The organism is Streptomyces sp. GESEQ-4 (assembly GCF_017948455.1).
Classification (GTDB): domain Bacteria; phylum Actinomycetota; class Actinomycetes; order Streptomycetales; family Streptomycetaceae; genus Streptomyces.
Window position 1 is genome coordinate 35,725 of record NZ_JAFFSU010000039.1, and the last position, 12,942, is coordinate 48,666.

The following is a 12,942-nucleotide window of genomic DNA, read 5'->3' on the forward strand; positions in this document are numbered from 1 at the left end:
TCAAGCACAGCGCCCCTGATTTGCCCTGCCCTGAACACGCATGCCCGCACGCGCCCTGCAACCGGCCCGCACGCCCGCCAAGGGGAAGCCACATGGCACCAGAATCTCCGCTGCTCAGCATGTCCGGCATCACCAAGTCGTTCCCCGGAGTCCGGGCCCTGGACGGCGTCGACCTCGACGTCCAGGCCGGTGAAGTGCACTGCCTCCTCGGCCAGAACGGAGCCGGGAAGTCCACGCTGATCAAGGTCCTGGCCGGCGCTCACCAGCCGGACACCGGCACGATCCACTGGCGCGGCGAACCGGTCACGCTCCGCTCGCCCATCGCCGCCATGCGCCTCGGCATCGCCACCATCTACCAGGAACTCGACCTGGTGGAGCACCTGTCGGTGGCCGAGAACGTCCACCTCGGCCATGAACCCACGGCCGCCGGTTTCGTCGTACGACGCAAGACCGCACGTGAGTCGACGGCCGCGCTGCTACGGCGGCTCGGGCACCCGGAGATCGATCCGGCGCGGCTGGTCGGGGAGTTGTCGGCGGCCCAGCAGCAGATCGTGTCGATGGCGCGGGCGCTCTCCCACGACGTACGGCTCATCGTGATGGACGAGCCGTCCGCGGCGCTCGACCCCGACGAGGTCGACAACCTCTTCCGGATCGTGGGGGACCTGACCGCCGACGGGGTGGCCGTCGTCTACATCTCGCACCGTCTGGAGGAGATCCGCCGCATCGGCGACCGGGTGACCGTGCTGAAGGACGGGCGGGCGGTGGCGGTCGGGCTGCCCGCGAAGTCCACGCCGACACGCGACGTCGTGGCGCTGATGACCGGGCGGAACGTCGAGTACGTCTTCCCCGACCGGCCTGCGCAAGATGCTTCCGGGAGTCCGCTGCTGGAGGTGCAAGGGCTGGCCAGGGAAGGCGAGTTCGAGCGCCTCGACCTGACCGTGTACCCCGGAGAGATCGTCGGTCTGGCGGGTCTGGTCGGCTCCGGCCGCTCCGAGATCCTGGAGACGATCTACGGCGCCCGCAAACCCACCTCCGGTCAGGTCCGCGTCGACGGGCGGGCGCTCAGGCCCGGCAGTGTGCGGGCCGCCGTCCGCGCCGGGCTCGGCCTGGCGCCCGAGGAGCGCAAGGCGCAGGCGCTGCTGATGCTGGAGTCCGTCACCCGCAATGTGTCGGTCTCCTCCATGTCCCGCTTCTCGCGCGGCGGCTGGATGGACCACGGCGCCGAGCTGAAGGCGGCGCGGGCCGCCACACGCGAGCTGTCGCTGCGCCCCGACAACCCCTCGGTGCCGGTGCGCACCCTGTCCGGCGGCAACCAGCAGAAAGCGGTCCTCGCCCGCTGGCTGCTGCGCGGCTGCCGGGTGCTGCTGCTCGACGAACCGACCCGGGGCGTCGACGTCGGCGCCCGGGCCGAGCTGTACGCGGTGATCCGCCGTCTCGCCGACGAAGGACTCGGCGTGCTGCTGGTCTCCAGCGAGGTGCCCGAGGTGCTGGGCCTCGCCGACCGCGTCCTGGTGTTGCGCGAGGGGCGTGTCGTACACGAGGCGCCCGCCCGTGAACTCGACGAACACCGTGTACTCGACCTCGTCATGGAAGGAAGTCCGGCGTCATGACGCAGCACGTCTCCCCGCCCCGGGGCGGCACCGACAAGACGGTCCCGGTGGGCGAACCCCCCGCCTGGCGAGGGATATTGGTCCGCCCCGACGTCCGCACGCTCTCCCTGCTCGGCGTACTCGCCGCGCTGATCCTGATCGGCGGTATCACCAAGCCCGACGAGTTCCTCGACACCCGCAACCTCCAACTCGTCCTCACCCAGGGCTCGGTGATCGGCGTCGTCACGGTCGGGATGACCTTCGTCATCGTCTCCGGCGGCATCGATCTCTCCGTCGGCGCGATCGTCGCTCTCGCCTCGGTCTGGGCGACCACCGTCGCCACCCAGGAGTACGGCTTCGCGGGTATCCTGTTCACGGCGGTGATCGTCGGAGTGGGCTGCGGTCTGGTCAACGGCCTGCTCATCGCGTACGGCGGGATGGTCCCGTTCATCGCCACCCTCGCCATGCTGGCCTCGGCGCGCGGGCTCGCCCTCCAGATCACCGACGGCAAGACCCAGATCGTCACGGTGCCGTCCGTCCTGGACCTCGGCGAGCGCGACGCGTACATCCTCGGCATCCCGCCGCTCGTGATGGTCTTCGCCGTCGTCACGATCATCGGCTGGCTGATTCTGAACCGCACCACCTTCGGCCGCCGCACCGTCGCAGTCGGCGGCAACGCGGAGGCCGCCCGGCTCGCCGGCATCGACGTACGCCGCCAGCGGCTGTACCTCTACCTGCTGTCCGGACTGTGCTGCGGCATCGCCGCCTTCCTGCTGATCGTCCTGGCCGGCTCGGGCCAGAACACCAACGGCAACCTGTACGAGCTCGACGCCATCGCGGCCGCGATCATCGGCGGCACGCTGCTGAGCGGGGGCCGCGGCACCATCGTCGGCTCGGTGCTCGGCGTTCTGATCTTCACCACGATCACCAACATCTTCGCCCTGAACAACCTGCAGAGCGACGTCCAGCAGATCGCCAAGGGCGCGATCATCGTCGCCGCCGTGCTGGTCCAGCGCCGTACAGCGAGCACGACTTGAGGAAAGGGTTCAGTGATATGTCACATCTCACCAGTCGCAGAGGGCTGCTCTTCGGGGCCGCCGCCGTATCCACCGGAGCCCTCCTCGCAGGTTGCACGAGTAACGAGTCGAGCAACGACGAGCCGGCCGCGAACGACCAGCCGGCCGCCGAAGACAAGCCCGGCAAGCCCGTCACCATCGGCTTCGCCGGCCCGCAGGCCGACCACGGCTGGCTCAACGCGATCAACGACAACGCCAAGAACCGGGCGAAGAAGTACTCCGATGTCACCCTGGAGATCACCGAGGGCTCCAACGACACCGCCCAGCAGATCGGCCAGATCGAGACCCTGATCAACAAGAAGGTCGACGTCCTGGTGATCCTGCCCGCCGACGGCAAGGCGCTCACTCAGGTCGGGTTGCAGGCGATGCGCGCGAACATTCCCGTCGTCAACCTCGACCGGATCTTCAACACCCCGCAGGCGTACCGCTGCTGGATCGGCGGCGACAACTACGGCATGGGCCTCAACGCCGGCCACTACATCGGCGAGAAGCTCAAGGGGAAGTCGGGCGCCCGCGTCATCGAGCTGGCCGGCCTGGACAACCTGGAGCTGACCCAGCAGCGCACGCAGGGCTTCGACGACGCGCTGAAGAACTACCCCAACGTCAAGAAGGTGGCCCGTCAGGCGGCCGAGTTCACGGTGGAGTCCGGGCAGGCCAAGATGGCCCAGCTCCTGCAGGCCCAGCCGAAGTTCGACGCCCTGTGGAACCACGACGACGACCAGGGCGTGGGCGCCCTGCGCGCCATCGAGCAGGCCGGACGGGACGACTTCCTGATGGTCGGCGGGGCAGGCGCGCTCTCCGCCTTCCAGGCCATCAAGCAGGACGACGGCGTGCTGAAGGCGACCGTCCTCTACCCGCCGACCATGGCCGCGTCCGCGATCGACCTCGCCCGCGCGCTCGGCCAGGGCAAGGGCGTCGGCGGCCTCGCCGAGTTCGAGATCCCGGCCTCGCTGACCTTGTACTCGGCCGTCGTCGACAAGACCAACATCGACCAGTACATGTCCACCGGCTTCAAGTAAGCGCGCCCCGCGCACCCGGGTCCGGCCCGCGCACCGGGCCGGACCCAGGGGGTGTCTGATGGATCAGGCCGGCTTCAAGAGAGGTGCGTTCTGGCCGAGTCGAGCGGGGGCGCGCGAGCGCATTCGAGCGTGGGGGAGTCGGCGACCGACGACAACGCTGCCGATGTGCGTGCCAGGCCCCGCGACCCCGGCCGGATCCACAAGACACCCCTTGACACCCCCCACCGCGCCACGACGACGAGGAGGACCACTCCATGGGACAGCCGAACCCGCCCGAGGGAGCAGAGGGAGCCGGGGGAGCCGAGCCCGACAAGCCGCCGCTGCGTGTCGGCATGGTCGGTTACGCCTTCATGGGCGCCGCCCATTCCCAGGGCTGGCGGACCGCGGGCCGTGTCTTCGATCTTCCCCTGCGCCCGGCGCTGACCGCGATCTGCGGACGGGACGCGGCCGCCGTACGCGCGGCGGCCGACCGGCACGGCTGGGCGTCGGCCGAGACCGACTGGCGGGCCCTGATCGCACGGGACGACATCGACCTCGTCGACATCTGCACCCCCGGCGACAGTCATGCCGAGATCGCCCTCGCCGCGCTGGCCGCCGGCAAGCACGTCCTGTGCGAGAAGCCCCTCGCGAACACCGTCGAGGAAGCGGAAGCCATGACGGCGGCTGCTCAGGAGGCGGCGGGCCGTGGCCAGTTGGCGATGGTCGGCTTCAACTACCGCCGGGTACCCGCCACGGCGCTCGCCCGGCGGATGGTCGCCGACGGCAAGCTCGGCAACCTGCGCCACGTCAGGGTGACGTACCTTCAGGACTGGCTCGTAGACCCGGAGTTCCCGCTGACCTGGCGGCTGCGCAAGGAGCTGGCCGGCTCGGGCTCCCTCGGCGACCTGGGTGCCCACATCGTCGACCTCGCGCAGTATCTGACGGGGGAGCAGCTGGCCGGGGTGTCCGCGCTCACGGAGACGTTCGTGCGGGAACGCCCGCTGCCGGGCGGGGCCGTGAAGGGCCTGTCCGCGGTGTCGGCCGAGGGCACCGGCCCGGTCACCGTCGACGACGCCGCCCTGTTCACCGGCCGCTTCCCCTCCGGCGCCCTCGCCTCCTTCGAGGCGACCCGGTACGCCACCGGCCGCAAGAACGCCCTGCGCATCGAACTCAACGGCGAGCGCGGCTCGTTGGCCTTCGACCTGGAGCGCCTCAACGAGCTGGAGTACCACGACGGTACGGAGCCCGGCACGCACGCCGGCTTCCGCCGCATCCTCGTCACCGAACCCGACCACCCCTACCTGGAGGCCTGGTGGCCGCCCGGCCACGGCCTCGGCTACGAGCACACCTTCGTCCACCAGGCCCGCGACCTCGTCCACGCCATCGCCGAGAGCCGCCCGCCGGAACCGTCCTTCGCGGACGGCCTCCAGGTGCAGCGCGTCCTGGCAGCGGTCGAGGAGAGCGCCGAGAAGAACTCCGTCTACACACCCATCGCCGTCTGAGGAGGCATTGCTCCATGCCGCGGAACTTCACGCTCTTCACCGGCCAGTGGGCCGACCTCCCCCTCGAAGAGGTCTGTGGCCTCGCCCGAGACTTCGGTTACGACGGGCTCGAACTCGCCTGCTGGGGCGACCACTTCGAGGTCGACAAGGCCCTCGCGGACCCGTCGTACCTCCAGTCCCGGCACGCGCTGCTGGACAAGTACGGCCTCAAATGCTGGGCGATCTCCAACCACCTCGTCGGCCAGGCCGTCTGCGACGCCATCATCGACGAGCGCCACCAGGCGATCCTGCCGGGCGAGATCTGGGCCGACGGAGACCCGGAGGGGGTGCGGCGGCGGGCCGCGGACCGTATGAAGGACACCGCGCGTGCGGCGTCCGCCTTCGGTGTCGACACCGTCATCGGCTTCACCGGCTCCGCGATCTGGCATCTGGTCGCGATGTTCCCGCCCGCCCCCGAGTCGATGATTGACCGGGGCTACCAGGACTTCGCCGACCGCTGGAACCCGATCCTCGACGTCTTCGACGCGGAGGGCGTGCGGTTCGCCCACGAAGTCCACCCGAGCGAGATCGCCTACGACTACTGGACAACTCACCGCGCGCTGGCGGCAGTTGACCACCGGCCGGCCTTCGGCCTGAACTTCGACCCCTCCCACTTCGTGTGGCAGGACCTCGACCCGGTCGGCTTCCTCTGGGACTTCCGCGACCGCATCTACCACGTCGACTGCAAGGAAGCCCGCAAGCGGCTCGACGGCCGCAACGGCCGCCTCGGCTCGCATCTGCCCTGGGGCGACCCGCGCCGCGGCTGGGACTTCGTGTCGGCGGGCCACGGCGACGTCCCCTGGGAGGACGTCTTCCGCATGCTGCGCTCCATCGACTACCAGGGCCCCATCTCCGTGGAGTGGGAGGACGCCGGCATGGACCGGCTGCAGGGCGCACCCGAGGCCCTGACCCGCCTCAAGGCCTACGACTTCGAGCCGCCGTCGGCCTCCTTCGACGCGGCCTTCGGCAACTGAGCAGTTCACTTCTCCGGGGTGACGGCGCACCCCGGCGCAAGGCACCCGCATGGACAACCAGCCCCATTCTGGAGGCACCCGTGCACGCGAACGACCGCACCGCCAGCACCGCCAGAAACGAGACCCACAGACGACGCCGCCTGTCCTTCCGCAAGGCGGTCGCCCTGCTCAGCGGGACGCTGCTGGCAGGCGCGTCCCTCACCCTCGCAGCGCCCCCCGCCAGCGCCGGACCCTCGGTGGCCGCCGAGGACTTCCAGCAGGTCACGCTCGCCAAGGGCGAGCCGGAGGTCGGCGAGCCCATATCGCTCGCCGTCCTCCCGGACCGCTCGGTCCTGCACACCTCCCGCGACGGCGAACTCCGGCTCACCGACGCGACGGGCACCACCAAGCTCGCCGGCAAGCTCGACGTCTACTCGCACGACGAAGAAGGCCTCCAAGGCGTAGGCGTGGACCCGGGATTCGCCGACAACCGGTTCGTCTACCTCTACTACGCGCCCCCGATGAACACCCCGGCGGGCGACGCCCCCGAGACCGGCACCGCCGCCGACTTCGCCCCCTTCGACGGCGTCAACCGCCTCTCCCGCTTCGTGCTGAAGACGGACGGCACCCTCGACACCGCCAGCGAGCAGAAGATCCTCGACGTCCCGGCCACGCGCGGCATCTGCTGCCACGTCGGCGGCGACATCGACTTCGACGCGGCGGGGAACCTGTACCTGTCGACCGGTGACGACTCCAACCCGTTCCAGTCGGACGGCTTCACCCCCATCGACGAGCGCGCCAACCGCAACCCGGCCTTCGACGCCCAGCGCACGGCCGGCAACACCAACGACCTGCGCGGCAAGATCCTCCGCATCAAGGTCAACGCCGACGGCTCCTACGCCATCCCCGACGGCAACCTCTTCGCGCCCGGCACGGACAAGACGCGCCCCGAGATCTACGCGATGGGCCTGCGCAACCCGTTCCGCTTCAGCGTCGACAAGGAGACGGGGATTCTGTACGTGGGCGAGTACGGCCCCGACGCGGGAGCCGCCGACCCCGCCCGTGGACCCGCGGGCCAGGTCGAGTTCGCCCGCATCACAAAGCCCGGCAACTTCGGCTGGCCGTACTGCACCGGCGACAACGACGCCTACGTGGACTACGACTTCGCGACCGGCGCTTCGGGTGCGGCATTCGACTGCGCCGCCCCCAAGAACACCTCCCCGAACAACACCGGCCTGACCGACCTTCCCCCGGCCCAGGCCGCCTGGATCCCGTACGACGGTCCGTCCGTCCCGGAGTTCGGTGACGGCTCCGAGTCCCCGATGGGCGGCCCGGTCTACCACTACGACCCCGACCTCGACTCTCCGGTCAAGTTCCCGGAGGCGTACGACGGTGACTTCTTCGCGGGCGAGTTCGGCCGCCGCTGGATCAAGCGCATCACCTCGGACGCCGACGGCACAGTGCAGGCGATCAACGACATCCCGTGGTCCGGCACCCAGATCATGGACATGGAGTTCGGCCCGGACGGCGCGCTGTACGTCCTCGACTACGGCGTCTCCTGGTTCGGCGGCGACGAGCACTCAGCCCTGTACCGCATCGAGAACGCGACCGATGGCCACTCCCCGGTGGCGCAGGCGTCCGCTTCCGTGACGTCCGGTCAGGCGCCGCTGAAGGTGAAGTTCTCCTCCGCCGGCTCCAGTGACGCCGACGGTGACGCCCTCACGTACAGCTGGGACTTCGGCGACGGCGCCAAGTCGACGTCGGCGAACCCCACGCACAAGTACACGAAGAACGGGACCTACACGGCGACGCTGACCGCCAAGGACGCGAGCGGCCGGAGCGGCAGCGCGAGCGTACAGATCGTGGTGGGCAACACGGCGCCGACGGTGACTCTGGAACTGCCGCGTGACGGGCAGCTGTTCAGCTTCGGGGAGGCCGTGCCGTTCAAGGTGAAGGTCACCGACCCGGAGGACGGGACCATCGACTGCGCCAAGGTCAAGGTCACCTTCGTCCTCGGCCACGACAGCCACGGTCACCCGGTGACCTCGGCGAACGGCTGCACCGGCACCATCCAGACCAGCGCCGACGGCGGCCATGACGAGGACGCGAACATCTTCGGCGTCTTCGACGCGGAGTACACCGACGGCGGTGGCGGCGGCCAGGAGGCGCTGACCACCCACGACCAGTCCGTCGTCCAGCCCAAGCACCGCCAGGCCGAGCACTTCGGCAAGGCCTCGGGAGCCAAGGTGCAGACGCGTGCCACGGCCCATGGCGGCGAGACCGTCGGCGACATCAACAACGGCGACTGGATCTCCTTCGAGCCCTACGTCCTGAGCAACGCCAAGAAGCTCACGGCACGGGTCGCCTCCGAGGGTGCGGGCGGCAAGCTCGAGATCCGCGCGGGCTCGCCCAAGGGACGCGTCCTCGGCACCGCGACCGTTCCGGTGACGGGCGGCTGGGAGACCTACCAGGACGTCAGTACGTCCCTGAAGGGCGCACCACGCGGGACGACCACGCTCTACCTGGTCTTCAAGGGCAGTGGCACCGGCGCCCTGTACGAGGTGGACGACTTCACCTTCACCACGGGCTGAGAGGAGACGTGATGCGATCAACCAGCCGAATGGCGACCGCGGTTGTGGGCGCGGCACTGGTCCTCGGCTGCGTCTCGGGGCCGGCCGCGTCGGACCCCGACGCAGACCCCGACGCGGACGCCGGGCGGGTGCTGGTCTTCTCCAAGACCGCGGGCTTCCGCCATGACTCCATCCCCGAGGGCGTGGCAGCCCTCAAGGAACTCGGCGCGTCGAGCGGCTACACCGTCGACGCGACCGAGAACGCGGGCGCCTTCACCCCGTCGAACCTGCGGCGCTACGACGCCGTGGTCTTCCTCTCGACGACCGGCGACGTCCTGAACGGCAAGCAACAGCGCGCCTTCGAGGGCTACATCCGGCAGGGCGGCGGCTATATGGGCGTCCACGCCGCCGCCGACACCGAGTACGACTGGGCGTTCTATGGCGGTATCGCCGGCGCGTATTTCGAGTCGCACCCGGCGATCCAGCGCGCGACGGTGCACGTCGAGGACCACGCGCACCCCGCGACCGCGGGTCTGAACACCGCCTGGGACCGGACGGACGAGTGGTACAACTACCGCTCCAACCCCCGGGATCGGGCTCATGTCCTCGCCTCGCTGGACGAGTCCTCGTACACGGGCGGCACGATGGAGGGCGACCACCCGATCGCCTGGTGCCAGCAGTACCAGGGCGGACGCTCCTTCTACACGGGCGGCGGTCACACCAAGGAGTCCTTCGCCGAACCGGCCTTCCGGCAGCACCTGTTGGGCGGGCTGCGCTGGACCGCCGGCGACGCCCAGGCCGACTGCCGCCCGGAGAACGGCTACCGCCCGATCTTCGACGGCACGGCCGCCTCACTGGCCGACTGGAAGCAGGCGGGCCCGGGCTCGTTCGACCTGAACGACGACGGCACGCTCACGACGACCGGCGGCCTCGGCATGCTCTGGTATGCCTCCAAGGGCTACGGCTCCTACTCACTGAAGCTCGACTGGAAGGTGGACGGAGACGACAACTCCGGTGTATTCGTGGGATTTCCGCCCTCGGACGACCCGTGGTCGGCTGTCGACAACGGCTATGAGATCCAGATCGACGCCACGGACGTACCGGAGAAGACGACCGGGTCCGTCTACGGCTTCCGGTCCGCCGACCTGGCCGCGCGCGACCGTGCGCTGAACCCGCCGGGGGAGTGGAACACGTACGAGATCCGCGTGGTGGGCGAACGCCTGCGCGTGTGGCTCAACGGCGTCCAGATCAACGACTTCACCAACACCGATCCGGCCCGGAGCCTGCGCGACGGACATGTCGGCATCCAGAACCACGGAGCCGACGACCAGGTGTCCTTCCGCGACATCCGGATCAAGGAACTGCCCGCGAAGGGGTCGAAGACCTCGACCGCTCCGGGCAACTGAACGACGGCGGGCGGGGGACGCCGGACTCCCGCCCGCCGTCTCCCACTTGTGCGTTCCCGGACGAGGCTCGTGACCGGTGTTCGGGTATGGAGTTCGGGCATGGAGTTCGCGCCCGGTGTTCGGGTACGGAGTTCGCGCCCGGCGTTCGCGTACGACAAGGAGGCTGCCCATGTCCGCGTCCCTTTCTCGACCGCCTCGTGTGGGGGTATGGCTGATCGGAGCCCGCGGCTCCGTGGCCACGACCGTCGTCGCGGGGTGCGCCGCCGTCACGGCGGGCCTGCATCCGCCCACCGGAATGGTCACCGAGACCCCCGACTTCACGGACTGCGGTCTGCCACCCCTGTCCTCCCTCGTCTTCGGCGGCCACGACACGGTCGACTGCCCCCTGCCGAAACGCGCCGAGACCCTCGCGGCGGGCGGCGTCCTTCCACCCGGCCTCCCCGCGGCGATCGCCTCCGAACTGACCGCGGCGGACCGGGAGATCAGGTCCGGCGGCCCGGCTCCCGGCGACACCCGGGACGAGGAGGACCTGATCGCCGCCTTCGCCGCGGACATCCAGGACTTCGTACGACGGTGTGGACTGGAGCGCGCGGTGGTGGTGAACGTGGCCTCCACGGAACCCCCGGCCACCGGCGCCTCCCTCCCGCCGAGTTCCCTGTACGCGGCGGCTGCCCTCCGCGCGGGCTGCCCGTACGTCAACTTCACCCCGTCGACCGGCCTGCACCACCCCTCGCTCGCCGCCCTGGCCGAGTCGAGCGGTCTGCCGTACGCGGGCCGTGACGGCAAGACCGGCCAGACGCTGCTGCGTTCCGCGCTGGGCCCGATGTTCGCGCAGCGCGCCCTCGCCGTCCGGGCCTGGTCCGGCACGAACCTGCTGGGCGGCGGTGACGGTGCCGCGCTCGCGGATCCCGGCGCCGCGGCGGCGAAGAACGCCGGCAAGGAACGGGTGCTGGCGGACACCCTCGGCACCGTCCCCGAGGGCGAGGTCCACATCGACGACGTCCCCGCCCTCGGCGACTGGAAGACCGCCTGGGACCACATCGCCTTCGACGGCTTCCTCGGCACACGGATGATCCTCCAGACCATCTGGCAGGGCTGCGACTCGGCCCTCGCGGCACCCCTCGTGCTCGACCTCGCCCGACTGGTCACCCGCGCCCACGAGACGGGCCTGTCCGGCCCGCTGTCAGAACTCGGCTTCTTCTTCAAGGACCCGGTGGGGGAGGGGCCTTCGGCTCTGGGTGAGCAGTACGCGGTGCTGCGGGAGTTCGGGGGGCGGCTGAAGGGGGCGGGGGCTCTGGGGGAGTTGGGCGACGGTTCGGGGGCGGGGGCTCCCGGGGATGCAGGGGACGGTTCAGGGACTGCGGCTGCGGCTGCGGGGGAGTTGCAGGACGGCTCGACGGCTGCGGCCACGGGAGAGCTGCAGGACGGCTCGGTGGTCGCGACAGCCGGGGAGCCGAAGGACGGTTCGGTGGCCGGGGTCGAGGAGGAGCGGTGAGTGGGGACCGTGACGGGGCTTGGCTGCGTGTCGTGGGTGACGGGGGGATGGGGGATCGAGCTGCTCGGGCGGGTGGTTCGGGCCGTGTCGATGCCGGTGGTGTCGAGGCGGTGGGCCGGGACGACACCGGTACCGGTGAGGCCGCGCACCGCGTTGGTGCCGCAATCGACCTGACCCCGACCCTGCGCCAGGTCCCCGCCCGTACTGCCGCCCCGAGCCGGGCGCGCGCCTGGGCCGAACTCCTGCGGATCCCGGCCCTGTTCACGGTGCCCGGCGATGCCCTGGCAGGCGCCGCCGCGACCGGGGTGCACCCCAACCGCCGCACTCTGCTCGCCATCGGATCCTCCCTCCTTCTGTACGAGGCCGGCATGGCTCTCAACGACTGGGCGGACAGGGACGAGGACGCCGTGGAACGCCCGCACCGCCCCCTGCCCTCCGGCCGCATCCACCCCACCGCGGCCCTCACGGCAGCCTGCGCCTTCACCGCGGGAGGGCTCGCCCTGGCCGCCCGCGCCGGCCGCCCCGCCCTCGCGGTCGCGGTGCCTCTCGCGGCGACCGTCTGGGCCTACGACCTCGCCGCGAAGCACACCCCCGCGGGCCCGCCCGCCATGGGCCTGGCCCGCGGCCTGGACGTCCTCCTCGGCGCCGCGGCGACCGCCGGCCGCACCCGCGCGGCCCTCCCGTCCGCCGCCGTCCTCGGCGCACACACCCTCGCGGTCACGACCGTCTCCCGCCAGGAAACGCGGGGCGGTTCACCCCTGGCCCCCTTGGCGGCGCTGGCCACGACCGCGGTGCTGTCACGGCTGCTGACCCGCCCGAGCACGAGGCACGCCTCCGCGGACCCGTCGACGGAATCCCCAGCCGGCACCAGCCGCACCCCGTTCCGGCGGCCCTCATCTGACCAAGTGACCGCAGCTGACCTAGGCCTGCCGGCCACGACTACCCCCGCCGCCAAGCCGAGCCCCGCCAAGCGGCCCCTGGCCCCCCCGAACCCGGCCGCCATGCCGAGCCCCGCCGCCAATCCGAGCCCCGCCATGCCACCCCCGGCCACCCCGACCCCCCTTCCCCCAGCCCCCCCCCCGGTCTACGCGGCAACCGCGGCCCGCCCCTACTTCCACGCCACGCTCAACCCGTCACCCCCACTCACCCCACGCGCCGTCCCCCGCCGCCACCCCCCGACGAACCCCCCCCCAACCGCCCCCCCCGCCCCGCCCCCGACCCGCGCGTGCCCCGCACCCCCTCCCCCCCCCGCGGCGGCGCCATGATCGCCTTCGAGGTCCACGGCGACCCCCACCAGGTCATCGCCGACGTCCG

The 12,942-nt window shown here is 71.0% G+C and carries 9 protein-coding genes; all 9 read left to right on the forward strand.

Annotated features, from left to right (window positions below; all coding sequences use genetic code 11):
- Window positions 1-92: 92 nt before the first annotated feature.
- On the forward strand, window positions 93-1,610 hold the full coding sequence (locus KCH48_RS39500; RefSeq protein ID WP_210582457.1) for a sugar ABC transporter ATP-binding protein: 1,518 nt from the start codon (window positions 93-95) through the stop codon (window positions 1,608-1,610).
- Window positions 1,607-2,626, forward strand: coding sequence for an ABC transporter permease (locus tag KCH48_RS39505; RefSeq protein ID WP_210582458.1), 1,020 nt, complete (start codon window positions 1,607-1,609; stop codon window positions 2,624-2,626). The genes KCH48_RS39500 and KCH48_RS39505 overlap by 4 nt, the downstream gene beginning before the upstream one ends.
- 17 nt (window positions 2,627-2,643) lie before the next feature.
- The gene (locus KCH48_RS39510; RefSeq protein WP_210582459.1) at window positions 2,644-3,684 is read left to right on the forward strand and encodes a substrate-binding domain-containing protein; all 1,041 of its coding nucleotides are present in this window, start codon (window positions 2,644-2,646) and stop codon (window positions 3,682-3,684) included.
- Between the two features lie 254 nt (window positions 3,685-3,938).
- Window positions 3,939-5,165, forward strand: a complete 1,227-nt coding sequence (locus tag KCH48_RS39515; protein ID WP_210582460.1) for a Gfo/Idh/MocA family protein — start codon at window positions 3,939-3,941, stop codon at window positions 5,163-5,165.
- Between the two features lie 14 nt (window positions 5,166-5,179).
- On the forward strand, window positions 5,180-6,178 hold the full coding sequence (locus tag KCH48_RS39520; RefSeq protein ID WP_210582461.1) for a sugar phosphate isomerase/epimerase: 999 nt from the start codon (window positions 5,180-5,182) through the stop codon (window positions 6,176-6,178).
- Between the two features lie 80 nt (window positions 6,179-6,258).
- Window positions 6,259-8,748: a PQQ-dependent sugar dehydrogenase gene (locus tag KCH48_RS39525; protein ID WP_210582462.1), complete on the forward strand. Its 2,490-nt coding sequence runs from the start codon at window positions 6,259-6,261 to the stop codon at window positions 8,746-8,748.
- Window positions 8,749-8,759: 11 nt separating this feature from the next.
- Entirely contained in the window at window positions 8,760-10,133 is a 1,374-nt protein-coding gene (locus KCH48_RS39530) for a ThuA domain-containing protein (RefSeq protein WP_210582463.1), read from the forward strand.
- Between the two features lie 169 nt (window positions 10,134-10,302).
- Window positions 10,303-11,628, forward strand: coding sequence for an inositol-3-phosphate synthase (locus KCH48_RS39535; protein ID WP_210582464.1), 1,326 nt, complete (start codon window positions 10,303-10,305; stop codon window positions 11,626-11,628).
- Window positions 11,625-12,893 carry an SCO3242 family prenyltransferase gene (locus tag KCH48_RS39540; RefSeq protein ID WP_307841073.1) on the forward strand — a complete coding sequence of 423 codons (1,269 nt, stop codon included), beginning with the start codon at window positions 11,625-11,627 and terminating at the stop codon, window positions 12,891-12,893. The genes KCH48_RS39535 and KCH48_RS39540 overlap by 4 nt, the downstream gene beginning before the upstream one ends.
- Window positions 12,894-12,942 lie beyond the last annotated feature (49 nt).